We start from the raw sequence: 23,836 nt of genomic DNA on the forward strand, positions 1-23,836 counted from the left end.
GGGTGGTCCCAGCTCGGGGAAGCCGCCATGTCGCCGACATGGTGACGGCCAGCCCAGCCCAGCCCAGCCCGGCAGGGCGGGTCGGGACTGGGTAGGGTCGGGCTCATGTCGTACCCCGACGTGGGTGTCGCCGGGGTGGCCGAGCTGCTCGCCGGGCCCGTCGTGCCGGCCGCGCGGGGGCTGCTCGGCTGCCGTCTCTCGGCCGGCGGGGTCACCGTGCGGATCACCGAGGTCGAGGCGTACGCGGGCACCGCCGGCGATCCCGCCTCCCACGCCCACCGGGGGCGCACCCCGCGCAACGCCGTGATGTTCGGCCCGGCGGGACACGCCTACGTCTACTTCACCTACGGCATGCACTGGTGCGTGAACGTGGTGACCGGGCCGGAGGGGGAGGCCTCGGCGGTGCTGCTGCGGGCCGGCGAGGTGGTCGAGGGCGTCGAGGTCGCGCGGTCCCGCCGCACCGCCGTACGCCGGGATGTCGACCTGGCGCGCGGCCCGGCCCGGCTCTGCGCCGCCCTCGGCATCGACCGCACGCTGTACGGCCGCTACCTGCTCGGCGACGGGCCCGTGCGGCTGCGCCCGGCGGTGCAGCCGGTGCCCGACGCGGCGATCGTCGCCGGGCCCCGGGTCGGGGTGACCGGCGCGCACGACGTGCCGTGGCGGTTCTGGATCGGCGGCGAGCCCACCGTGAGCCAGTACCGCCGGCACGTGCCCCGATCCCGCCGCTGAGCGGTTCCCGATCCCGCCGCTGAGCCGCCCCGATCCGGCCGTTGACCTGCGGCTGTGCCCGGTGCTCCCGGTGTGCCGCCCGGTTTGTGTCGGCCCCGGTGGAGATAATCACGCCATCCGGCTCCCGGCTCCGCGAAGGAAGCATCATGACGACCCTGCTCGCGATCGGCACCGGCAAGGGCCTCTTCCTCGCCACCAGCACCGACGGCCGCCGCACCTGGCAGGTGAGTGGCCCCCACCACCCCATGACGGGCGTGTACGCGGTGGCGGTCGACACCCGGCGCGACGTGCCGCGCCTGCTCGCCGGGGTGACCAGCTCCCACTTCGGGCCCAGCGTGGCCACCAGCGACGACCTGGGCGCGTCCTGGCAGGAGCCCGAGCAGGCCCCGGTCGCCTTCCCGGCCGACACCGGGGCGAGCCTCGGCCGGGTCTGGCAGCTCGCGCCCGCCGGGCCTGCGGAGCCGGACGTGGTCTGGGCCGGCACCGAGCCGTCGGCGCTGTTCCGCTCCACCGACGCGGGGCGCACCTTCGAGCTGGTCCGCGCGCTGTGGGACCACCCCCACCGGGAGCAGTGGGGCGCGGGCTTCGGTGGCCAGGCGGTGCACACCGTCCTGCCGCACCCGCACGACCCGGCCCGGATCGCGGTGGCCATGTCGACCGGCGGGGTCTACCACTCCGACGACGCGGGCGCGAGCTGGGCACCGGGCAACACGGGCATCCGGGCCTACTTCCTGCCCGACGAGTGGCCCGAGTTCGGCCAGTGCGTGCACAAGGTCGCCCGGGACGCGGGCAACCCGGAGCGGCTCTACGCCCAGAACCACCACGGCGTCTACCGCTCCGACGACGGGGGCCGCACGTGGGTGTCGATCGCCGCCGGCCTGCCCAGCGACTTCGGCTTCCCGATGGTGGCCCACCCCGGCCGCCCGGGATTGATCTGGTCGTTCCCCCTCGCCGCCGACTCCCGGCGCTTTCCGGTCGACGAGCGCTGCCGGGTCTACCGTTCCGCCGACGCGGGCGGGACGTGGGAGGCGCTCTCGGCGGGCCTGCCCGCCGGTCCCTACTATCCGGCGGTGCTGCGCGACGCGATGTGCGCCGACGACGCCGACCCGGCCGGCGTCTACTTCGGCACCCGCTCCGGCGAGGTCTACGCCAGCCGCGACGAGGGCGACTCCTGGTCCCTGGTCGCCGCCCACCTGCCCGACGTGCTCTGCGTCCGCGCAGCGGAGGTCTGAGGGGTGGTCACCGTCCTGGTGCCGGGGCCGCTGCGCGGCGAGGCCGGGGGCGCGGCGCGGCTCACCGTCGCCGCGGCCGGCACGTTGCGCGACGTCCTCGACGAGCTGGCGGGGCAGTGGCCCCGGCTGGCCCGGCGGCTGCGCGACGAGCGCGGCGAGGTGCGCCGGCACGTCAACGTCTACGTCGACGGGGAGGACAGCCGCCACCTGGGCGGTCTGGACACTCCGGTCCCGCCGGATGCCGAGGTGCAGGTGCTTCCTTCGGTGGCCGGCGGCTGACCCGCGTTCCTGCCAGTCCGGTCCCGCCGCCGCGTTCGGACGGCGCACGCCCGGCCACCGGGACCGTGGCCCCCCGGCCGACGGAATAGTTGACTCGTCAAATATGTTGTGCGCTGCGTCCGGGGCCGGAACGGTCCGGCAGCCACACGAGGAGTCGTCATGCAGTTCGGGGTCTTCACCGTCGGAGACGTCACCGTCGACCCGACCACCGGGCGGGAGCCGTCGGAGCACGAGCGGATCAAGGCGATGGTGACAATCGCGCGCAAGGTCGAGGAGGTCGGGCTCGACGTCTTCGCCACCGGCGAGCACCACAACCCGCCGTTCGTGCCGTCGTCGCCCACCACCATGCTGGGCTGGATCGCGGCCCGCACCGAGCGGCTGCTGCTCTCCACCGCCACCACCCTGATCACCACCAACGACCCGGTGAAGATCGCCGAGGACTACGCGATGCTCCAGCACCTCGCCGACGGCCGGGTCGACCTGATGCTCGGCCGGGGCAACACCGGCCCGGTCTACCCGTGGTTCGGCAAGGACATCCGGGCCGGCATCCCGCTGACCATCGAAAACTACGACCTGCTGCGCCGGCTCTGGCGCGAGGACGTGGTCGACTGGTCGGGCAAGCACCGCACCCCGTTGCAGTCGTTCACCTCGACGCCGCGCCCCCTGGACGGGGTGCCGCCGTTCGTCTGGCACGGCTCGATCCGCAGCCCGGAGATCGCCGAGCAGGCCGCCTACTACGGCGACGGCTTCTTCGCCAACCACATCTTCTGGCCCAAGGAGCACACCCAGCGGATGGTCGGCCTCTACCGGGAGCGCTTCGCCCACTACGGGCACGGCTCGCCGGACCAGGCGATCGTCGGGCTCGGCGGCCAGGTGTTCATGCGGCGCAACTCGCAGGACGCGGTGCGGGAGTTCCGCCCGTACTTCGACAACGCCCCCGTCTACGGCCACGGGCCGGCGCTGGAGGACTTCATGGCGCAGACCCCGCTGACCGTCGGCAGCCCGCAGCAGGTGATCGACCGTACCCTCGGCTTCCGCGACTACGTCGGCGACTACCAGCGGCAGCTCTTCCTGATCGACCACGCCGGCCTGCCGCTGAAGACCGTGCTGGAGCAGCTCGACCTCCTCGGCGAGGAGGTGGTCCCCGTGTTGCGCCGGGAGTTCGCCGCGCTGCGGCCCGCGCACGTGCCCGAGGCCCCGACGCACGCGTCGCTGAAGGCCGCCCGCGACGCCGCCGACGCGGTTGCCGCCGCCGACCCCGCCGGTGCCGCTGCGGAGGCGGTGCGATGAGCCGCCGTACCCTGGCCGTGGTCTCCGCCGGGCTCTCCCAGCCCTCGTCGACTCGGCTGCTCGCCGACCAGCTCGCTGCGGCCACCCGCGACGAGTTGGCCGGGCGCGGCGTCGAGGTTCAGCTGCGCCCGATCGAGCTGCGCGACCACGCCCACGACGTGGTCAACCACCTGCTCACCGGCTTCCCGCCGCCCGCCCTGCGCGACGCGCTGGACACGCTCGCCGCAGCCGACGGCGTCGTGGCGGTCACGCCGATCTTCAACGCGTCCTACAGCGGGCTGTTCAAGTCGTTCTTCGACGTGCTCGACGCCGCCACGCTGGTGGACCGGCCCGTGCTGATCGCCGCCACCGGCGGCACCGCCCGGCACTCCCTCGCCCTGGAACACGCCGTCCGGCCGATGTTCGCGTACCTGAAGGCGGTGGTCGTGCCCACCGCGGTCTTCGCCGCCACGGAGGACTGGTCGGGAGCGACGGCCGAGGGCGCACTGCGCTCCCGGATCGTCCGCGCGGCCGGCGAACTGGCCGACCAGGTGGCGCGCCGGCACCCCGCCGCACCCGCCGACCCGTTCGCGCTCACCGCCGGCTTCGACGAGCTGCTCGCCGGCCGCGACCCCGCCTGACCGTCCGGCCCTGCTGACGGTCCGGGGGCGGCGTGCCGGCGGGGGCCGTCCAGGTCACCCGGTGTCGGCCGGCTGCGGGTGGGCGACCAGCACCGGACAATGCGCATGCTGTACGAGCGCCTGGCTGACCGAGCCGAGCACGAGGCCGACGAAGCCGCCGCGCCCGCGCGAGCCGACCACCACCAGCGCCGCGTCCCCGCTCAACTCGATCAGGGCCCGCTCGGGCTTGGCCGCCCGCACCGGCCGCCGCTCGACGGTCAGGCCCGGGTGGGCGGCCGTCACCTCGGCGGCGGTGGCGTCGAGCAGGTCGGCGGACTCCGCCCGGGCCGCCGCCCCGGACTCCTCGACCTCGTCCGGCACCGGGCGGGCGTCGTCGACCGTCGCCACGTGCACCAGCACCAGGCCGGTGCCCCTGCGGGCCGCCTCGTCGGCGGCGAGCACGGCGGCGAGCCGCCCCGGCTCCGACCCGTCCACGCCGGCGACCACCGGGCCGCCGAGCGGGATCGGCTGCTCCTGCGGGCGCACCACCAGCACCGGGCAGCGCCCGTGCCCGGCGACCTGTGCGCCGACCGAGCCGAGCAGCAGGCCGGCGAAGCCGCCCAACCCCCGGCTGCCGACCACCACCAGCTCCGCCCGGGGGGACTCCGCCACGAGGGTCGCGGCGGGACCGCCGGCCACCTGTCGCACCTCGACGTCGACGCCGGGCCAGCGTCCGCGCAGCTCGTCCGCCGTCCGGTCCAGCATCCGCCGGGCCTCCTCGGTGGGCGCGGGCACCCCCACGTCGTACGGGTTGATCGGCACGCCGTAGCCGAGCGGGTGCAGGTAGCCGTGCACCAGCAGCAGGGGCCGGGACCGCCAGGCGGCCTGCTGTGCGGCGTGCTCGGCGGCGACCAGACTCGACGGCGATCCGTCCACCCCCACCACGACAGGTCGGTTCATCGTCTCTCCCCGTGCTCGACCACAGGCCATTGTCGGCGGGGCGGCTCCCACCCCCCGGCATTTGCCCGGACACGCCGCGCCGCGTACGGACTCGCGACGCAAGGCTCGCCGCGCCGCGCCAAGGCCGCCGCGCCGGGTTAGGAAGGGCCCCTTCCTATACAAAATGCGTTAGGAAGGGGCCCTTCCTTGTACCTCAGCGGTGGTGGCGGACGAGCGCCAGCGGGGAGTCGGCGTGGTGCAGCACGGCGTGGCTGACCGAGCCGAGCAGCAGCCCGCCCCACGCGCCCCGGCCGTGCGCGCCGACGACCGTGAGCTGCGCGGTCCGCGACGCTTCGACCAGCACCCGGGCCGGTGTGCCCCGGACCAGGCGCCGGTGCACCGTCACCTCCGGGTACCGCTGCGACCAGCCGGCGACCGACTCGGCGAGGACCCGCTCCTCCTCCTCGGCGAGCACGTCGAGGTCGTACACCAGGGGCAGCACCGCGCCGGGGGCGACCGGGGTGGGGAAGAGCCACGCGTGCACGACCACCAGGTCGGTGTCGCGCTGCGCCGCCTCCTCGAAGGCGAACCCGATGGCCTCGTCGGACAGCGCCGAGCCGTCGACGCCCACCACCACGGGCCCGTCGGCGCGGGGTTCGCCGCGCACCACGAGCACCGGGCAGTCGGCGCGCGCCGACACCCCCATCGCCGCCGAGCCGACCAGCAGCTCGGCGAAGCCGCCCAGGCCCCGCGAGCCCAGCACCAGCAGGGCCGCGTCGCGGGATTCCCGCAGCAGCACCGCGGTGGGGAAGCCGTCGACGAGTTCGCCGGTCACGTCCACCTCGGTGGAGACCTTCTTCGCCTCGGCGACGGCGTCGGCGACGATCCGCTCCGCGTCATGGCGCAGCCCGGCGTCGGGCGGGCCGCTGGGGGCCGGCCCGAGCGGGACGCCGAGCAGCGGCCAGCTGAAGGCGTGCACCACCCGCAGCGGGCGGTGCCGTGCCTCGGCCTCCCGGGTCGCCACCCGGACCGCGTCCAGGGCGGAGGTGGAACCGTCTACGCCGACCACGACGGGGGCACCGGATCTGATGGTCATCACGTCCTCCTTCTTCCGCTTCCAGTCTGCCCCGGCCCGGGCGCGCCGGTCAGGGCCGCCGGGCCCGACCGGCGGGCCGTTGGTCCCGGCCCGGGTGCTCCGGCCGGTGGTCGGGCGCCGGGCCGTGGGCGCCGCCGGAGGAGCCTGCGCTGCCGGAGGAGCCTGCGCCGCCGGAGGCGGCCGTGCCGCCTCGGGGCCGCAGCAGGCGCAACGCGAGCCCGGGGAGCACCGCCACGGCCGCGCAGGCCAGCAGGTCCACCGCGCCGAGCGGGTCGGTGCCGAGCAGCACCCGCAGCGGCTCGACCAACACGCCGGCCACCTGTAGCAGCGCCGAGACGGCCACCGCGACCAGCAGCGCCGGGTTGCCCGGCCGCCAGCCCGCGAGCCCGGCCCCACGGTGCGGACCCGCCCGGCGCGCCGGGCGGGGGGCCCGGACCGCCAGCGCCACCCCGAGCTGGGCCAGCCCGAGGACCACGAAGACCACCGATTGCCAGGGCCGGTCCCATCGGGCGGCGAGGACCCCGGCACCGAGCACCACGGCCGCGATCAGCGCGCCGGTGAGCAGCACGTCGCGTCCCAGGCCCGCGCCCAGCACCGACTCCTGCGGTGAGCGCGGCGCCCGGCGTAGCGTCCCCGGCTCGGCCGGCTCGGCGCCGAGTGCCACCCCCGGCACCCCGTGGGTGAGCAGGTTGACCCAGAGGATCTGCGCCGGCAGCAGCGGCACGGCCAGCCCGCACAGCGGGCCGAGCAGCATCACCGCGATCTCGGCGACGCCGCCTGCGAGGGCGTAGCGCAGGAACCGGCGGATGTTGTCGTAGATGCGCCGCCCCTCGCCGATCGCGGCGGCCACCGTGGACAGGTCGTCGTCGACCAGCACCAGGTCGGCGGCCTGGCGGGCCACCTCCGTGCCGCCGCCCATCGCCACCCCGATGTCCGCGCGACGCAGCGCCGGCGCGTCGTTGACGCCGTCGCCGGTCATCGCCACCACGTGCCCCTGCGCCTGCAACCCGGCGATGATGTCGAGCTTCTGCTCCGGCTGGGTACGGGCGTACACCCGGGCCGCCGGGTGCGCGTCGGTCACGTCGCCGTCGTCGCCCCGCACGACGGGGTCGCCGTCGCGCCACAGCCCGAGCTGCCCGCCGATCGCGGCGGCCGTCGCCGGGTGGTCGCCGGTGACCAGCAGCAGCCGTACGCCGGCGTCGTCGAACCGGTGCGCGATCTCGGCGGCTCCGGGCCGCAGCGGGTCGCCGACCGCGACCAGCCCCACCGGGCGCAGGGCGGTCGGCGCGGCCGGGTCGGGGGCCGTGTCCACCAGTGCCGCCGCGACGGCGAGCACCCGCAGCCCCGCCCCCGCCAGCTCGTGCGCCCGCCCGGTCAGCGTGGCGATCTCCGCGTCGTCGGCGTCGAGCAGCGGCGCGGCGAGCACGTTCTCCGGTGCGCCCTTGCACACCACCAGCCAGCGGCCGTCGCAGGAGCGGTGCACCGTCGTCATCCGCCGGGTCGCCTGGTCGAACGGGTGCTCGGCGACCCGCGGCCACGCGGCCCGGGTGATCGCCGGGGCCAGCCCGCACCGGGCGGCGAAGGCCACCAGCGCCGCCTCCAGCGGGTCGCCCACCGCCTCCCACCCCGGCCGCTCGTCCGTCGGCGGGGAGAGCGCGGCATCGTTGCAGAGCAGCCCGGCCCGCGCCAGCCGGCGCAGCTCGTCGGGTACGCCCGCCGCCCCGCCCTCGCCGCGCACCGTCCCGCGCGGCTCGTAGCCGGAGCCGGTCACCTCGTAGCCGGAACCGTCGGCGGTCACCGCCCGCTGCACCGCCATCCGGCCCTCGGTGAGCGTGCCCGTCTTGTCGGACGCGATGACGGTCACCGAGCCCAGCGTCTCCACCGCGTGCAGCCGCCGGGGGATCGCCCGCGCCGCGGCCATCCGCCGCGCCCCGAGGGCCAGGGCCAGCGTCACCACGGCCGGCAGCGACTCCGGCACCGCCGCGACGACCAGGCTCACCGCCGTGATCGCCATGTCCACCACGGGCCGGCCGCCGAGCAGGCCGATGCCGAACACCAGCGCGGACAGCCCCACCGCGACCAGGCCCAGCATCCGGCCCAGGCCGGCGAGCCGGCGCTGCATCGGGGTGGCGCCGGGACGGGTGGCCGACACCAGCGCGCTGATCCGGCCCAGGGCGCTCGCCGGGCCGGTGCGGATCACCGTGCCGGTGCCCCGGCCGACGGTCACCACCGTGCCGGCGGCCACCTCCTCGCCGACGTCCCGGCCCACCGGCACCGACTCGCCGGTCAGCGCCGACTCGTCCAGGTGCAGCCGGCTCGCCCGCACCAGCCGCAGGTCGGCCGGGACGACGTCGCCGGCCTCGACGCGTACCAGATCGTCGCGGACCACGACGGAGGCCGGCACGATCAGGTCCTCGCCGTCGCGGACCACCCGGGCGGTCGGGGCGGCGAGCTGGTCCAGTGCGGCGATCGCGCGGTCCGCGCGGACCTCCTGGACCACCCCGATCGCGGTGTTCACCAGCACCACCAGGGCGATGACGGCGGTGTCCGGCCAGTCGCCGAGCACGCTGGTGACCACCGCCGCGGCCAGCAGGAGCGCCACCAGCGGGTCGGCGAGTTGACGCAGGACGCGGGTCGCCAGGTGCCGGCGCTCTGGCCGGGCGACGCTGTTCGGGCCCTCGGCGGCCAACCGCGCGGCGGCCTCGACCGCCCCCAGGCCCGCCGGCTCGGCGGGGCCGTCCGGCGCTGCGGGGCGGGGTCGGGTGTCAGCGAGCATCGGTGCGCTCCCGTCCGACGGGTACTGCCACCACTGACCTCCCTGTCCGCGCGGCGCGTCGCCGGGCACGCCGTCCCCCTCCAGCGTCGCCCTGCCGCCCGGTGCGGCGGCAGAGGCGTTTCGCCCGCGTGGCCCGGGACCAACGGCCCTGACGCCGGCCGCCGCGAAGGAGTGCGATGGAAACCAGGACGATCGACAAGGAGGTCGAAGATGTCCACCGTCACGAAGTTCAGGGGCGGCGGCACGCTCGCGCCGTTCGACTGGACCAATCTGTCCTGGCTGCCGATGCTGGCCCCGACCATCAGGGTCGAGGACTACCTCGACGGCGACCGGTACGTGGTGCGCGCCGAGCTGCCGGGCGTCGACCCGGCCAAGGACGTGCGGATCACCCTGACCGGGGAGAACCTGCGGCTGGACGTGGTGCGCCGGGAGAGCCACGCCGACAAGGTCCGCACCGAGTTCCACTACGGCTCCTTCTCCCGGCTGATCCCGCTGCCGGCGGGGCTGAAGCAGGAGACCCTCAAGGCCGCGTACGCCGACGGGATCCTGGAGATCTCCGCCACGGTCGGCGAGACGGAGCCGACCGCCCGGGAGATCCCGATCACCGTCGAGCACGGCGGCGCGCACTGAGGTGACCACGGGGCCCGGCCGCGCGCCGGGCCCCTCCCGCGACGAGGAGAGCCCACCGATGACCCCGCTCGACATGCTCCGCGAACACCCGTTCCTGATCGGCGTGCCCGAGGAGTGGCTGCCCCGGCTGACCGGGTACGCCCGCCCCGTCGTCTGGCATCCCGGGCACCGGCTGTTCCGGGCCGGTCAGCCCGCCGAGCGGTTCTGGCTGGTCCGGGGCGGGGAGGTGGCGCTGGACTTCCCGGTCCCCGGGCGCGGCGACGTGGGCATCGACACGATCGGCCCGGGCGGCGTGCTCGGCTGGTCGTGGCTGTTCCCGCCGTACCGGTGGCAGTTCGGCGCGGTCGCCGTGCGGCGTACCCCGGCCGTGGAGTTCACCGCCGCCGGGGTACGCCGGTTGATGGAGTACGACGACGCGTTCGGCCGGCAGTTGACCACCCGCTTCATGAGTGTGGTGGTGGACCGGCTCCAGTCGGCCCGCATCCGCCTGCTCGACCTGTACGGCTATCCGATGGCCCTGCCACCGACGGGCTGACCCGGCGGCGGTGCACGATCAGTCGCCGAGGCGGCGGTGCACGATCAGTTCGTCGACCTCCAGCCGGCCGATGCGCAGCTCCCGGATGACCGCCCGGCGGACCACCAGCCGACCGATCGCGACGACGGCCAGCGCCGTCGCCCCCACGGCCATCGCCCCGACGGCCATCGCCCCCACGGCGACGGCGCCCGTCGCGCGCGCCCCGGTCGCCTGGGCGCCGGCCGCGACCGGCGCCCGTGCCGACCTCAACTGGTCCAGGTGCCGCCGAGACATCCGTGATCCCCTCATGGCGCGATCCTGCCACGACCAACCGTGGGCCGGCTCGGCGATGTCGCGGGACTGCCGGGTCGGCGATGTCGCGGGACTGCCGGGCGCTCAGTGGACGGTCAGGCCCCGGGCGGCGAACTGGCCGCGTACCCGGTCCAGCAGCTCCGGTCCGGGCGGCTCGGTGTCGGCGAGGGGGAACGCCAGCCCCAGCTCGGCGTACTTGTGCGCGCCGAGCCGGTGGAACGGCAGCACCTCCACCCGTTGCAGGCTGGGCAGTTCGGCGGCGAAGTCGGCGACCCCGGCCACGTTGTCCTCCGCGTCGGTGAGGCCGGGCACCAGCACGAACCGGATCCAGATCGGGGTGCCGCGGGCCGCGAGCCGGCGGCCGAAGCGCAGGGTCGGGCCGATCTCGCCGGTGCGGGTCACCCGCCGATACGTCGCCGGGTCCCGCGACTTGACGTCCAGCAGCACCAGGTCGGTGGCGTCGAGCAGGGCGTCGTCGGCGCGCGCGCCGAGGAAGCCGGAGGTGTCCAGGGCGGTGTGCAGGCCCAGGGCGTGGCAGCGGCGCAGCACCTCGCCGGTGAACCGGGGTTGCAGCAGCGGCTCCCCGCCGCTGATCGTCACCCCGCCGCCGGCCACCGAGATGAACCGCCGGTACCGCTCGATCTGGGTCATCAACTCGTCCACCGTGCGGTGCCGGCCGCTGCGCCGGTACCAGGTGTCCGGGCTGTGGCAGAACCGGCACCGCAGCGGGCACCCGGCCAGGAACGCCACGAACCGGGTGCCGGGGCCGTCCACCCCGATCGACAGGTCCCACGAGTGCACGGCCCCGGTCAGTTCCGGCCGGGTCACAGCGAACCGTGGAAGGTGCGGGACACCACGTCGCGCTGCTGCTCGGCGGTGAGCCGGACGAAGTTGACCGCGTACCCCGACACCCGCACGGTGAGCTGCGGGTAGCGCTCCGGGTGGGCCATCGCGTCGAGCAGGGTGGCCCGGTCCAGCACGTTGACGTTGAGGTGGAACCCGCCCGCGTCGGCGTACCCGTCGAGCACCCCGGCCAGGTTGGCGATCCGCTCGTCGCGGGTGTGCCCCAGCCCGTCCGGGGTGACCGTGCCGGTCAGCGAGATCCCGTCGCGCGCCGCGTCGTACGGCAGCTTCGCCACCGACAGCGCCGCCGCGACCAGGCCGTGGGTGTCCCGGCCGTTCATCGGGTTCGCGCCGGGGGCGAACGGCTCGCCAGCCCGCCGCCCGTCGGGGGTGTTGCCGGTGTGCCTGCCGTACACCACGTTCGAGGTGATGGTGAGCACCGACATGGTCAGCTCCGCGTCGCGGTAGGTGCGCTGCCGGCGCAGCTTCTCCGCGAACGTCTCCACCAGCCACACCGCGATCTCGTCGGCCCGGTCGTCGTCGTTGCCGTACGTGGGCGGCTCGCCCTCCACGGCGTAGTCGACGGCCAGCCCGGTGGTGTCGCGCAGCACCTTCACCGTGCCGTACCGGATGGCGGCTAGGCTGTCCGCCGCCACCGACAGCCCGGCGACGCCGGTGGCCATGAACCGGTGCACCGGGTGGTCGTGCAGCGCCATCTCCAGCCGCTCGTAGGCGTACCGGTCGTGCATGTGGTGGATGACGTTCAGCGCGTCCACGTACGTCTCGGCCAGCCAGTCCAGCGTCCGGTCGTACGCGGCGAGCACCTCGTCGTAGTCGAGCGTCTCGCCGCCGACCGGCGGGGTGGGCGGGGCGACCTGGTCGCCGGTCAGCTCGTCCCGGCCGCCGTTGATCGCGTAGAGCAGCGCCTTGGCCAGGTTCGCCCGCGCGCCGAAGAACTGCATGTCCTTGCCGACCCGCATCGCCGACACGCAGCAGGCGATCGCGGTGTCGTCGTCGTACGCGGGCCGGATCAGCTCGTCGTTCTCGTACTGGATGGCGCTGGTGTCCAGCGACACCTGGGCGCAGAACCGCTTGAAGCCCTCGGGCAGCCGGGGCGACCACAGCACGGTCAGGTTCGGCTCCGGTGCCGGGCCCAGGTTGTAGAGGGTCTGCAGGTAGCGGAAGCTGGTGCGGGTCACCAGCGGCCGGCCGTCGGCGCCCATCCCGCCGAGGGCCTCGGTGACCCACGTCGGGTCGCCGGAGAAGAGCTGGTCGTAGTCGGGTGTGCGCAGGAACCGCACGATCCGCAGCTTGATCACGAAGTCGTCGACCAGCTCCTGCGCGCCGGTCTCGGTGAGCCGCCCCTCGGCCAGGTCCCACCGCAGGTACGCGTCGACGAAGTTCGCGGTCCGCCCGAGCGACATCGCCGCGCCGTTCTGCTCCTTCGTGGCGGCCAGGTACGCGAAGTACAGCCACTGGATCGCCTCGCGGCCGGTCGTGGCGGGGCCGGAGATGTCGTACCCGTAGGCGGCGGCCATGGCCTTGAGCTCGCCGAGCGCGCGGATCTGCTCGGCCAGCTCCTCCCGGTCCCGGATCACCTCGTCGGTGGACGGCCGGTCGTCCAGGGCGGCCTTCAGCGCCCGGCGCTCGGCGACGAGCCGGTCCACCCCGTACAGCGCCACCCGCCGGTAGTCGCCGATGATCCGGCCCCGCCCGTACGCATCGGGCAGCCCGGTGATGATGTGCGAGCGCCGCGCCGCGAGGACGTCCGCCGGGTACGCGTCGAACACCGCGTCGTTGTGCGTCCGGCGGTAGCCGGTGTAGATGCGGTGCACCGCCGGGTCCGGCTCGTAGCCGTAGGCCCGCAGCGCGGTCTCCACCATCCGCAGCCCGCCGGCCGGCATGATCGCCCGGCGCAGCGGCGCGTCGGTCTGCAACCCGACGATCAGCTCCCGGTCGGCGTCGACGTACCCGGGGGCGTGGGCGGTGATCGTGGACGGGGTCGCCGCGTCGACGTCGTACACGCCGCGGCGGCGCTCCTCGGGGAACATGTCCGTCAGCCGTCCCCAGACCGCCAGGGTCCGCTCGGTGGGGCCGGCGAGGAACCCGGCGTCGCCGGTGTACGGCTCGTGGTTGCGGCGCACGAAGTCCGCCACGTCGATCGTGGTGCGCCACGGCCCGTCGGCGAAGCCCCGCCACGGGTCGCGGACGACGCGCTCGGTGCCGGTCATGGTCTGTGCCTCCGATTCGCTGGTGTCGACGGCGGCGGAGCCGCGGGTCACGGCGTCAGGACGAGGCGGGCGGCCACCCGGCCGGCCAGCACGTCCTCGATCGCCTCGTTGATCTCGTCGAGCTTGCGCACCTCGTACGCGACGCGGGTGCGGCCGGCGGCGTGCAGCCGGAACACCTCCGCCAGGTCGGCGCGGGTGCCGACGATCGAGCCGATGACGGTGATGCCCTTGAGTACGGTCTCGAAGACCGGCAGGGTGATCCGGTTGTCCTTCGGCAACGACACCAGCACCAGCCGGCCGCCGCGGCGCAGGCAGCGGTGCGCCTGCTCGATGACGCGCGGGTCGGCGGCCAGCACGATCGCCACGTCCACCCCGCCGAGCGCGGTGACCGCCTCGACGGGGTCGACGTCGGCGGCGTTCACGGTGTGCGTGGCGCCCAGCGAGGCAGCGAGGGCCAGCTTTTCGCCGGTGACGTCGACGGCGACCGTCTCGCCGCCGAACAGTTGCGCGTACTGCTGGGCGAGGTGGCCCAGGCCGCCGATGCCGAAGATCGCCACCCGGTCGCCGGGCCGCACCCCGGCGACCTTCACCGCCTTGTACGTGGTGACGCCGGCGCAGGTCAGCGGGGCGGCCTCGGCCGGGTCCACCCCGGCGGGGACGGCGACGGCGTACCGGGCCGACGCGACCGCGTACTCGGCGTGCGCGCCGTCGATGGCGTACCCGGTGTTGCGCTGCGCCTCGCACAGCGTCTCCCATCCGGTGACGCAGTACGCGCACGTCCCGCACGCCCAGCCGAGCCAGGGCAGGGCGACCCGGTCGCCGACGGCGTGCTCGGTCACCCCGGCGCCGATCCGCTCGACGATGCCGACGCCCTCGTGCCCGGGGACGAACGGCGGGTTCGGCTTGACCGGCCAGTCGCCGCGCGCGGCGTGGATGTCGGTGTGGCACAGGCCGCTGGCCTCGACCCGGACGAGGATCTCGCCCGGGCCCGGCTCCGGCACGGGCAGGTCGAACATCTCCAGTGGACGGTCGAACGCGGTGACGACACTCGCACGCATCGGGGGCCTCCCAGCTCCGTTGTCGCTTCCACCACCAGACTCTTCCGTCCCGCCCCCCGGGAGCAGAGTCCCCGGGCCGCTCCACCCGGGACCTTCGACCCACCCCACCCCACCCCGCCCCGCCTCCCGCCTGGTGATCAAGAGGTTTGCGTCAGGGTCGGGGCGAAACCTGACGCAAACCTCTTGATCAACCGATCATCGGGGGGACTCGGGGAGGCGGTGGGCGCGTAGGCGTAGGACGTGGGCCCACCAGGGGCGGCGGGCAGTCGAGCGCAGGGCCGGGGCGCGGACGCCCCGCAGGCTCACCCAGCCGCCCGGTCCCATCCGCACCGTGCCGATCGCCGGCGGGCGACGTCGGCCGGCCACCACCGCCACCGCAGCGGTGACCAGCCCGACGGCCAGCGCCCCGGCCGCCGCCGCGGCGAGCATCCGGTCCGGGGCGACCAGCGAGCGGTACCGCACCCGGCAACCGGCGAGCACGAACGCGCCCACCGGCCGGCCGTCGCGGGTCACCGGCACCACCGCCACCGGCGACGTGCCGGGCAGGACGAGCACGGGCCCGACGGATCCGGCGGACTCGCTCGTCCCGGTCGCTCCGGTCGTGCCAGTCGGCCTGGCCGTCGCGGCCGGCGGGCGGGCCGGGACCGGCGACGAGGTCAGCGGGGCGGGGCCGGTGGGGTTCAGGATCGCGGTCATCGTGCGCCTCCTAGCGGGAATCGGACTGGGCGTCGGCGGGGCCGACAGCGGCCCGTCCGGCGGCCAGTCGGGCGATCGGGATCCGGTACGGCGAGCAGGAGACGTAGTCGAGGCCGACCTCGGCGAAGAACGCCACCGAGTCCGGGTCGCCGCCGTGCTCGCCGCACACGCCGACGGTCAGCTCCGGCCGGGCCGCCCGGCCCTCCGCCACGGCCAGGCGGATCAGCCGCCCCACCCCGGCGGTGTCGATGCTCTCGAACGGGGAGACCGGGAAGATCCCGCGTTCCAGGTACGCCCCGAAGAACGCCCCCTCCACGTCGTCGCGGGAGAACGCCCACGCGGTCTGGGTCAGGTCGTTGGTGCCGAAGGAGAAGAACCGCGCCTCGGCGGCGATCTCCCCGGCGGTGAGCGCCGCCCGGGGCACCTCGATCATCGTGCCGATCGGGATCTCCGGCGCGCCCCCGACCCCGGCGAGCACCCGCTCGGCCTCGATCCGCACCGCGGTCAGCTCCCGCACGTCACCGACCAGCGGCACCATGATCTCCGGCCGGGGGTCGCCACCGTCGCGCCGCCGCTGGGCCGCCGCCTCGGCGACCGCCCGCACCTGCATCGCGAACAGCCCCGGCACGACCAGGCCGAGCCGCACCCCGCGCAACCCCAGCATCGGGTTGGCCTCGTGCATCCGGCGCACCGCGACCAGCAGCGCCCTGTCGCGCCCCGGGTCCTCGCCCAGCGCCTCGGCCCGGGCCACCCGGGCGGTCAGCTCGTGCAGCGGGGGCAGGAACTCGTGCAGCGGCGGGTCGATCAGCCGGATCGTCACCGGCAGCCCGTCCATCGCGGCGAGGATGCCGACGAAGTCGGCCCGCTGCAACGGCAGCAGCGCCGCCAGGGCTTCGTCCCGCTCCGCCGGCCCGTCGGCCAGGATCAGCCGTTCCACCAGCTCGCGGCGCTCGCCGAGGAACATGTGTTCGGTGCGGCACAGCCCGATCCCGCCCGCCCCGAACGCGCGGGCCCGCCGGGCGTCGGCGGGGGTGTCCGCGTTCGCGCGCACCCCGAGGCGGCGCACGGCATCGGCGTGGCCGAGGAGCCGGTGCACGGCGGTGACCAGCGGATCGGCCTCGGGTGACAGCTCGCCGGCCAGGTAGCGGGCGACGGGGGAGGGGCGCACCGGCACCGACCCCGGGTAGACCCGGCCGGTGGTGCCGTCGATGGAGATCACGTCGCCGGCCCGCACGACCCGGTCGCCGACGGTGAACTCGCCGCGCTCCGGGTCGATCCGCACCGCCTCGGCCCCGCAGACGCAGGTGCGGCCCATGCCCCGGGCCACCACCGCGGCGTGCGACGTCTTGCCGCCCCGCGAGGTCAGCACCCCCTGCGCGGCGATCATGCCGGGCAGGTCGTCGGGGTTGGTCTCCCGGCGCACGAGGATCACCGGGTCGGTGGCCGCCGCCGCGGCGGCCGAGTCGAACACCACCCGGCCCACGGCGGCCCCGGGCGACGCGCCGACGCCGGTGGCCAGCGGTTCGGGCGCGGCGTCGAGGTCGAAGCCGGGGAACATCAGCTGCGCGAGCTGCGCCCCGCTCACCCGGTGCAGCGCCTCGTCGAGGCTGATCAGGCCCTCGTCGACGAGCTGCGCGGCGATCACGAACGCGGCGGCGGGGGTGCGCTTGCCGACCCGGGTCTGCAACATCCACAGCTTTCCGCGCTCGATGGTGAACTCGACGTCGCACAGGTCCCGGTAGTGCCGTTCCAACGTTCGCATGATCTCCGTGAGCCGGCGGAAGCTCGCCGGGTCGATCCGCTCCAGCTCCGGCAGGCCGACGGTGTTGCGGATGCCCGCCACCACGTCCTCGCCCTGCGCGTCGGGCAGGTAGTCGCCGTACACCCCGGGCGCACCGGTGGCCGGGTCGCGGGTGAACGCCACCCCGGTGCCCGAGTCCGAGCCCAGGTTGCCGAAGACCATGGCCATCACGTTGACCGCCGTGCCCAGGTCGTCCGGGATGTGCTCGCGGTGGCGGTAGAGCACCGCCCGGTCGGCGTTCCACGACGCGAAGACCGACCGGATGGCCTGGTAGAGCTGCTCGTGCGGGGACTGCGGGAAGTCGTGCCCCACGTGGTGGGCGTACACCTTCTTGTACGTCTCCACCAGGTCGCGCAGCGCCGCCGCGTCCGGCCCGGCGGGCCCGGCCGCCGCCCGCACCGCCGCCAGCTCCCGCTCGAACTCCTCGGCCGGCACCCCGTGCACGGTCCGGCCGAACATCTGGATCAACCGCCGGTACGAGTCCCAGGCGAACCGCTCGTCGCCGCTGTGCGCGGCCAGCCCGCCCACCGTCGAGTCGTTGAGCCCGATGTCGAGGATCGTCTCCATCATGCCCGGCATCGAGAACCGGCCGCCGGAGCGTACGGCCAGCAGCAGCGGGTCGCGCCGGTCACCGAGCCACCGGCCCAGCCGTGCCTCCACCTCCCGCAGGTGGGCGTTCACCTCGTCGAACAGGCCGGCCGGTGGCGCGCCGTCGGCGAGGTACGCCCGGCAGGCGGCGGTGCTGACGGTGAAGCCCGGCGGCACGGGCAGCCCGAGCCGCGTCATCTCCGCCAGGTTCGCCCCCTTGCCGCCCAGCAGGTCCGCCCTGCTCCGGTCACCCTCGAAGAAGTCGTAGACATACTTGGGCATGGCGTCGGCCTCCACTCCGCTACCGTGCGGGAACGTCGTCCCCTTCCTTCGTAGCGAGCCGGGCCGGGCCGTCGACAGGGCCGGATGGAACGACCGCCGGGCCGGAGGTCCCGACCTGTCGTACCGCGCCGGTAACCTGCCCCCCGTGACCGCCGAGGATCTGCGCCCGCCCGCCGCGCCCGCCGAGACCGTGCGCCTGCGCCCCGTGCGCGACGACGACCTGCCGCACTTCTTCGCGTTCGAGCAGGACGCCGAGGCCAACTGGGTGGCGGCGTTCGGCCCCGTCGACCCGGCGGACCGGGCGGCGTTCGACGCGCACTGGCGGCGCATCCGCGCCGACCCGGCGATCGTCACCCGCACCGTCACCGTCGACGGCGCGGTCGTCGGCCACCTGGCCGCCTTCCCCGTCGGCGCGCAGACCGAGGTCAGCTACTGGATCGACCGGGCCCGCTGGGGCCGCGGCCACGCCACCGGGGCCCTCGCCGCCCTGCTGGCCGAGTTGCCGCGCCGCCCGGTGCGCGCCCGCGCCGCCAAGGACAACGCCGCCTCGCTCGCGGTGCTGCGCAAGTGCGGCTTCGTCGTCGTCGGCGACGACTCGGGGTACGCCAACGGCCGCCGCGCCGTCGTCGAGGAGTGGGTCCTCGAGCTGTCCGGCTGACGGCCAGGGTCCGCCACGCACCGCCCGGCAGTCGGCCTGAGCTGGGCGGGCACTAGTCTCGCGGGGTGAACTGGCTGGACTTGATCGGCTGGACCGGCTCGGCGCTGCTGGTCTGGTCGCTGCTACAGGCGCGCATCCTGCGGCTGCGTGCGCTCAACCTCGTCGGCTGCCTCGTGCTGATCGGCTACAACGCCGCCCTCGCCGTGTGGCCGATGGTGGGGCTGAACGTCGTGCTCGCCGTCATCAACGTGTGGTACCTGCGGAAGATGCTCGCCACCCGGCACGACGAGCAGACGTACCAGGTGGTCGAGGTCGGCGTCGACGACCAGTTCCTGGCCCACACCCTGCGTGTGCACGCGGCCGACATCGCCCGGTTCAACCCCGGCTTCCACTGGAGCGGGCACACCACCCACCGCTCCGCGTTCCTGGTGGTCCGCGCCGACGAGGTGGTCGGGGTGGTGCTCTCGCACGCCGAGGGCGGCGACACCGCCCAGGTCGACCTCGACTACGTGACCCCGCCGTTTCGTGACTTCACCCCCGGCGAGTTCGTCTACCGGCGCAGCAGCCTCTTCACCGAACGGGGGTTCCGCCGGGTGGTCAGCCCGCCCGGTATGGTCGCGCCGTACTACCACCGGCTCGGATTCCGCGCCGAGGACGACGCGTACGTGCTCGACCTGCCCGCCACCGACCGGGCCTGACCGGCCGGTCGGCAGCGTCACCCTCGCCGGCTTCCTCGCGCCCGACAGCGGGACCACGGCGGACGCCGCGCCGGCTGACGCTGGCGGCCACCGGGCACTCCCGCGCGCCGGTGGTGCGCCACGGCGGCCTCGACGACGCGGTCGGCGTAGTCCCACCTGCGTGCCCGCGGCTGCCCCTCAGCCCGACCCCTCCGACTCCTGCGCCGGCTCCTCCGGCGGCGCCGCGCCGAACGGGAAGCCGGGCACCGGCGGCACCAACCGGACCGTGTCGGCCGGCACCTGGCGGCTGCTGCCGCTGAGTACCCGGGCGACCAGGCGGATCAGCCACGGCCCCGACGGGTGCCGCTCCGCACCGATCAGCCGCCCGGTGACCCGGGCGTACCAGCGCCCGGCGACGATCACGTCGGTCAGCCGCAGCCGCCCGTCGGGGACCGCACCGCGCACCACCACGTCCACCACCCGCCCCAGCCGCCGGCCGTGCAGGTCGTACGCGGTGCGGCCGAGCAGCTCACCCGCTCGCACGGTCGGCCCCCGGGATCCGGTCGATCAGGTGCCGGCGCAGCCACTGCTCCACCGGCGAGGCGGGCAGGTCGTCGAGGCGGGCCCGCAGCCGCACCGCGCTGTCCACCCGCTCCACCAGCCGGTACGGGATGCGCAGCGGCGTCACCGCCCGGTCCTCGGTGAACCAGCCGGCCACCGCGACGAGGAGCCGCCCGATCCGGCCGCCGATCCGCTGCCCGAGCGCCCCCTGCCCGGTCAGCAGGGCAGCCACGTACGGCACCCCGTCGCCGTCGACCCCGAGCTCCACGTCGTCGACCTTGCCGACCAGCCGGCCGTCGCGGTCGACGATCTGCCGGTCGAGCAGCTGCCGGCCGAGCTGCATCCTCACCGGCCCATCCCCGTCACCACCGCCAGCGGGATCGCCGCCACCGACGCCAACACGATCACCAGCAGGAACACCGACCCCAGCAGGTTCGCCAGCGGCCCGTTCACCCGATCGCCCAGGTACGTCCGGTCGTTGGCCACGATCAGGATCGGCAGGTACGTCAGCGGCAGCACCACCGCGCTGAGGACCAGCATGTACTCGGTCAGCGTCACCGGGTCGACCGTAGTCAGCAGCACCAGCACCCCGAGCAGCACGCTGACCAGCAACACGCTGTGGAACCGGGCCGCCTTGCGGGGGCTCACCCGCTTGCCCCACTGCCAGCCGAAATACTGCGCGGCGGCGTACGCGGCGGACAGCCCCGTCTCCAGCGCGGCACCGAACGTGACGGCGAAGAACGCCAGCGCCGCCACCGCCAGCCCCGCCGCCCCGAACGCGAGGACCGCCGGCTGCGCCACCTGGGCGAGGGAGTCGGGCGATGCTCCGCCCGGGTGGTACACCACCGCCGCCGTGGCGATCAGCGACAGGGCGAGGAAGCCGCCGACGGGGAACCCGATCAGCACGCTGGACCGGGCATCGGCCAGGTCGGCGGCGCTCCACCGCTCCTCCACCCCGCCCGAGGAGAAGAAGAACACCTCGTACGGGCTGACCGTGGAGGCGAACAACGCCACCGCCACGAACCAGTACGCTCCCCAGCCCTGCCCCGCCGCCCCGCCGGGCAGTGCCGAGCGCCCGAGCGCCGCCCAGTCGGTGGGCAGCCACAGCAGCGCCACCGCGAACACCACCAGGGCAAGCCCCGCCAGGCCGAACACCCGCTCCATCAGCTGGAACCGCATCCGCCACAGCACCAGCCACACCGCCGCCGCGGCGACCGGCACCCAGAGCAGGTAGCTCAGCCCGGAGGCCAGTTGCAGGGCCAGTCCCACGCCGCCCAGCTCGGCGGCGAGGGTCAGCACGGTCACCAGGTAGGAGGCCACCAGGTTCAGCAGCGCCACCCGGGGCCCCAGCCGCTCCCGGACCAGGTCGAACACCGCCCGGCCGCTCACGGCCGCGACCCGTCCGGCCATCTCGGCGTACGCGCAGATGCCCACCACCCCGAGCAGTAGCACCCAGGCGTGCGCCATGCCGAAGCGCGCCCCCGCCTGACTCGCCGCCACCAGGTCGCCGATGTCCACGAACCCGCCGACGGCGGAGAGCACGCCGAGCGTCGCGGCGAGGAGCTTCCTCACCTCGTACGTGGGTCGACAGGTGCCATCGCCGCGACGATATCGGGACGTGACGCCGCTCAAGCCCCGAACCGGGCATCCGGCATCGGCAGGCAGGCCGCCGGATCAACCGGCGGCGAGAGTCAGCCGCCGGTGAGGTTCTGCAGGCGTACCTGGCCCCGGGAGACCAGCCGCCCCGCGTCGTCGGAGATCTCCACCTGCCAGAGCTGCTGGCTGCGGCCCCGGTGCACCGGGGTGCCCACGGCCGTCAGCTCGCCCTCCCGGACCGCACGCAGGAAGTCCGTCTGGTTGGACACCCCGACCACCCGGCCCTGCCCGCCCAGCCACAATCCGCCGCCGACGCTCGCGGCGGTCTCCACCACCGCGCAGTACACCCCGCCGTGCTGGATGCCGTACGGCTGGTGCAGGTCGGGGTGGACCCGCCAGCGGATGACGACCCGGTCGGCACTCACCTCGTCGAACTTGAGGCCGAGCAGGGCGACGAAACCCCCGGTCAGCTCGGGTATCTCCACGGCGGCTCCTCCTCGCATCGGGAGGGCCAGCCTAGTCAACCGCGATCAGCGGCAAACCCGGTACCAGCCGGTTCGGGTGATGGGGGAGAATCGGTGACCGTGACCGACAGCAGCCTCCCGCCGACCGGGCGGGCCTCCCTGACCGAAGACCTGCAGTGGCGGGGCCTCATCCAGGACTCGACCGGCCTCGACGAGCTGCGCGCGCTGCTCGACGTCGGGAGCGCCACCTTCTATGTGGGCTTCGACCCGACGGCGGCCAGCCTGCACGTCGGCCACCTCATGCAGGTCACCACGGCCCGCCGCCTCCAGCTCGGCGGGCACCGGCCGCTGCTGCTCGTCGGCGGGGCCACCGGGCAGATCGGCGACCCGAAGGAGAGCGCCGAGCGGACGCTGAACCCGCCCGAGGTGGTGGCCGGCTGGGTCGACCGCATCCGCGACCAGCTCTCGCCCTTCGTGTCGTACGGCGGCGAGAACGCGGCGCAACTGGTCAACAACCTGGACTGGACCGGCGAGATGTCGGTGGTCGAGTTCCTCCGCGACGTCGGCAAGCACTTCCCGGTCAACAAGATGCTGGCCCGGGAGGTGGTCAAGGCCCGGCTGGAGACCGGCATCAGCTTCACCGAGTTCAGCTACCAGCTGCTCCAGTCCCACGACTTCTACGAGCTGCACCGCCGGCGCGGCTGCCAGCTCCAGTTCGGCGGCTCCGACCAGTGGGGCAACATCACCGCCGGTGTCGACTACGTCCGCCGCCGGGGGGCCGGGCCCGTGCAGGCGTTCGTGACGCCGCTGGTGACCAAGGCCGACGGCACGAAGTTCGGCAAGACCGAGGGCGGCGCCGTCTGGCTCGACCCGCAGCTGACCAGCCCGTACGCGTTCTACCAGTTCTGGCTCAACGCCGACGACCGCGACGTTATCCGCTACCTGCGCTACTTCAGCTTCCGCTCGCGTGACGAGATCGAGCAGCTGGAGAAGGAGACGGCGGAGCGGCCGGCGGCCCGGCTGGCCCAGCGGGCCCTCGCCGAGGAGCTGACCACCCTCGTGCACGGCGAGCGGGAGATGGCCCAGGCCGTCGCCGCCAGCCAGGCCCTCTTCGGCCGGGGTTCGCTGGACGACCTGACCCCGGAGACGCTGCGGGCGGCTCTGACCGAGGCCGGGCTGGTGCACCTCGACGAGCTGCCCGACGTCGCCGGGCTGCTGCGGGAGTCGGGTCTGGTGCCGAGCGCCAAGGAGGCGCGTCGGGTGATCGCCGAGGGCGGTGCGTACGTCAACAACACCCGCATCACGGAGGTGGATGCGAGGCCGGCTCCGGAGGACCTGCTGCACGGCCGGTACCTGGTCCTGCGCCGCGGCAAGAAGTCGTTCGCCGGCGTCGAGCTGCGTACATAGCGGCGCGCGGGAAGTGTGACGCGGGACGCCCCCGACGGATTTGACGACCAATCCGTCGGGGGCGTAACTTTCTCTCTGCCAGCGCGGAACGGGCGAAACGGGGCGGAAGTCCCCAAGGCCGGAGCGCGGTAGCGAACATCGGGTTTCGGAGGGCATACCCACCGTGACCCGTATCGGGCGGTGCCCCGGGTCTGCCGCAAGGCGGATTTGGCGAGGCGAGACCGACCGGGTAAGGTTCACCGCCGGTAGGGAACCGGGCGAGCGTGCGGGAGACCGCAGCGGCCGGCCTACCGGAAGCCACGGGTGAGGCCGGTGCGAATCGGTGATTTCGTGGTGCCCGCAATTCGGGTGGAAGCGGGTCGGATCGGGATTCTCCGGTTTGACAGTGCGGAAACCGGAGGGTAACGTAGTAAAAGTGCCCGGCGCGAGAGTGGCGGGTGGTAGGGAGAGCGAGTTGCCCCGGATGGGGGTCCTCTTGGTGGGGGGCTTTCGGATGGTGTGTGGTTGTTCTTTGAGAACTCAACAGGGTGCTTGATAAGCCAGTGCCAAGTAATGATGCCCCGTGCCGGGTCAGGCTT

23 protein-coding genes are annotated in these 23,836 nt (G+C 74.6%); 10 read left to right on the forward strand and 13 right to left on the reverse strand.

The window, feature by feature from the left end; genetic code table 11:
• Nucleotides 1–105 precede the first annotated feature (105 nt).
• The 5 genes from ACFT41_RS17695 to ACFT41_RS17715 all read left to right on the forward strand — a co-directional run bounded on the left by ACFT41_RS17695 (nt 106) and on the right by ACFT41_RS17715 (nt 4,150).
• Nucleotides 106–729 (forward strand): DNA-3-methyladenine glycosylase, encoded by a 624-nt coding sequence (locus tag ACFT41_RS17695; protein ID WP_377585042.1) that lies wholly within the window; start codon nt 106–108, stop codon nt 727–729.
• 146 nt (nt 730–875) lie between these two features.
• Complete coding sequence (locus tag ACFT41_RS17700; RefSeq protein WP_377585045.1) at nt 876–1,961, forward strand: WD40/YVTN/BNR-like repeat-containing protein; 1,086 nt, start codon at nt 876–878, stop codon at nt 1,959–1,961.
• Nucleotides 1,962–1,964: 3 nt separating this feature from the next.
• Nucleotides 1,965–2,240, forward strand: a complete 276-nt coding sequence (locus tag ACFT41_RS17705) for a ubiquitin-like small modifier protein 1 (RefSeq protein WP_377585047.1) — start codon at nt 1,965–1,967, stop codon at nt 2,238–2,240.
• Nucleotides 2,241–2,399: 159 nt separating this feature from the next.
• Nucleotides 2,400–3,530, forward strand: a complete 1,131-nt coding sequence (locus tag ACFT41_RS17710) for an LLM class flavin-dependent oxidoreductase (protein ID WP_377585050.1) — start codon at nt 2,400–2,402, stop codon at nt 3,528–3,530.
• The gene (locus tag ACFT41_RS17715) at nt 3,527–4,150 is read left to right on the forward strand and encodes an FMN reductase (RefSeq protein ID WP_377585052.1); all 624 of its coding nucleotides are present in this window, start codon (nt 3,527–3,529) and stop codon (nt 4,148–4,150) included. Before ACFT41_RS17710 ends, ACFT41_RS17715 begins: the two co-directional genes overlap by 4 nt.
• Nucleotides 4,151–4,204: 54 nt before the next feature.
• Here the strand turns inward: ACFT41_RS17715 and ACFT41_RS17720 are convergent, their stop codons facing one another.
• The 3 genes from ACFT41_RS17720 to ACFT41_RS17730 all read right to left on the reverse strand — a co-directional run bounded on the left by ACFT41_RS17720 (nt 4,205) and on the right by ACFT41_RS17730 (nt 8,940).
• On the reverse strand, nt 4,205–5,089 hold the full coding sequence (locus ACFT41_RS17720) for a universal stress protein (protein ID WP_377585055.1): 885 nt from the start codon (nt 5,087–5,089) through the stop codon (nt 4,205–4,207).
• Nucleotides 5,090–5,282: 193 nt separating this feature from the next.
• The gene (locus tag ACFT41_RS17725; protein ID WP_377585057.1) at nt 5,283–6,164 is read right to left on the reverse strand and encodes a universal stress protein; all 882 of its coding nucleotides are present in this window, start codon (nt 6,162–6,164) and stop codon (nt 5,283–5,285) included.
• A 49-nt stretch (nt 6,165–6,213) separates the two neighbouring features.
• A complete protein-coding gene (locus tag ACFT41_RS17730; protein WP_377585060.1) occupies nt 6,214–8,940 on the reverse strand; it encodes a cation-translocating P-type ATPase in 2,727 nt (908 codons plus the stop codon).
• A 210-nt stretch (nt 8,941–9,150) separates the two neighbouring features.
• Between ACFT41_RS17730 and ACFT41_RS17735 the strand changes: the two genes are divergently transcribed.
• The gene (locus ACFT41_RS17735) at nt 9,151–9,570 is read left to right on the forward strand and encodes an Hsp20/alpha crystallin family protein (RefSeq protein WP_377585063.1); all 420 of its coding nucleotides are present in this window, start codon (nt 9,151–9,153) and stop codon (nt 9,568–9,570) included.
• A 58-nt stretch (nt 9,571–9,628) separates the two neighbouring features.
• The gene (locus tag ACFT41_RS17740; RefSeq protein WP_377585066.1) at nt 9,629–10,105 is read left to right on the forward strand and encodes a cyclic nucleotide-binding domain-containing protein; all 477 of its coding nucleotides are present in this window, start codon (nt 9,629–9,631) and stop codon (nt 10,103–10,105) included.
• Nucleotides 10,106–10,123: 18 nt separating this feature from the next.
• On the opposite strand, the gene ACFT41_RS17745 is transcribed toward ACFT41_RS17740, so the two are convergent.
• From ACFT41_RS17745 to ppdK, 6 genes are all read right to left on the reverse strand, one after another.
• A complete protein-coding gene (locus ACFT41_RS17745; protein WP_377585069.1) occupies nt 10,124–10,378 on the reverse strand; it encodes a hypothetical protein in 255 nt (84 codons plus the stop codon).
• Between the two features lie 102 nt (nt 10,379–10,480).
• The gene (pflA, locus tag ACFT41_RS17750) at nt 10,481–11,224 is read right to left on the reverse strand and encodes a pyruvate formate-lyase-activating protein (protein WP_377585072.1); all 744 of its coding nucleotides are present in this window, start codon (nt 11,222–11,224) and stop codon (nt 10,481–10,483) included.
• Nucleotides 11,221–13,470, reverse strand: coding sequence for a formate C-acetyltransferase (gene pflB, locus ACFT41_RS17755; protein WP_377585106.1), 2,250 nt, complete (start codon nt 13,468–13,470; stop codon nt 11,221–11,223). Before pflB ends, pflA begins: the two co-directional genes overlap by 4 nt.
• Before the next feature lie 47 nt (nt 13,471–13,517).
• Entirely contained in the window at nt 13,518–14,528 is a 1,011-nt protein-coding gene (locus ACFT41_RS17760; protein WP_377585075.1) for an alcohol dehydrogenase catalytic domain-containing protein, read from the reverse strand.
• Nucleotides 14,529–14,723: 195 nt separating this feature from the next.
• The gene (locus ACFT41_RS17765; protein ID WP_377585078.1) at nt 14,724–15,224 is read right to left on the reverse strand and encodes a hypothetical protein; all 501 of its coding nucleotides are present in this window, start codon (nt 15,222–15,224) and stop codon (nt 14,724–14,726) included.
• 10 nt (nt 15,225–15,234) lie between these two features.
• Nucleotides 15,235–17,895 carry a pyruvate, phosphate dikinase gene (gene ppdK, locus ACFT41_RS17770; RefSeq protein ID WP_377613915.1) on the reverse strand — a complete coding sequence of 887 codons (2,661 nt, stop codon included), beginning with the start codon at nt 17,893–17,895 and terminating at the stop codon, nt 15,235–15,237.
• A 145-nt stretch (nt 17,896–18,040) separates the two neighbouring features.
• Here ppdK and ACFT41_RS17775 point away from each other — a divergent pair, with 145 nt between their 5' ends.
• Together ACFT41_RS17775 and ACFT41_RS17780 are read left to right on the forward strand one after the other, a co-directional pair.
• Nucleotides 18,041–18,553 (forward strand): GNAT family N-acetyltransferase, encoded by a 513-nt coding sequence (locus ACFT41_RS17775; RefSeq protein WP_377585084.1) that lies wholly within the window; start codon nt 18,041–18,043, stop codon nt 18,551–18,553.
• 65 nt (nt 18,554–18,618) lie between these two features.
• Nucleotides 18,619–19,251, forward strand: coding sequence for a hypothetical protein (locus tag ACFT41_RS17780; RefSeq protein ID WP_377585087.1), 633 nt, complete (start codon nt 18,619–18,621; stop codon nt 19,249–19,251).
• A gap of 177 nt (nt 19,252–19,428) precedes the next feature.
• Here the strand turns inward: ACFT41_RS17780 and ACFT41_RS17785 are convergent, their stop codons facing one another.
• The 4 genes from ACFT41_RS17785 to ACFT41_RS17800 form a co-directional block, all read right to left on the reverse strand.
• Nucleotides 19,429–19,773, reverse strand: coding sequence for a PRC-barrel domain containing protein (locus tag ACFT41_RS17785; RefSeq protein WP_377585089.1), 345 nt, complete (start codon nt 19,771–19,773; stop codon nt 19,429–19,431).
• The gene (locus ACFT41_RS17790) at nt 19,760–20,134 is read right to left on the reverse strand and encodes a hypothetical protein (protein WP_377585109.1); all 375 of its coding nucleotides are present in this window, start codon (nt 20,132–20,134) and stop codon (nt 19,760–19,762) included. Before ACFT41_RS17790 ends, ACFT41_RS17785 begins: the two co-directional genes overlap by 14 nt.
• Nucleotides 20,135–20,136: 2 nt before the next feature.
• On the reverse strand, nt 20,137–21,363 hold the full coding sequence (locus ACFT41_RS17795; RefSeq protein ID WP_377585092.1) for an NRAMP family divalent metal transporter: 1,227 nt from the start codon (nt 21,361–21,363) through the stop codon (nt 20,137–20,139).
• Nucleotides 21,364–21,482: 119 nt separating this feature from the next.
• The gene (locus ACFT41_RS17800; RefSeq protein WP_377585095.1) at nt 21,483–21,890 is read right to left on the reverse strand and encodes a PaaI family thioesterase; all 408 of its coding nucleotides are present in this window, start codon (nt 21,888–21,890) and stop codon (nt 21,483–21,485) included.
• Nucleotides 21,891–21,971: 81 nt separating this feature from the next.
• Between ACFT41_RS17800 and tyrS the strand changes: the two genes are divergently transcribed.
• Entirely contained in the window at nt 21,972–23,258 is a 1,287-nt protein-coding gene (gene tyrS, locus ACFT41_RS17805) for a tyrosine--tRNA ligase (protein WP_377585111.1), read from the forward strand.
• Nucleotides 23,259–23,836 lie beyond the last annotated feature (578 nt).

Origin of the sequence: Micromonospora sp. NPDC057141, from assembly GCF_042670805.1 — a bacterium.
Lineage (GTDB): Bacteria > Actinomycetota > Actinomycetes > Mycobacteriales > Micromonosporaceae > Micromonospora.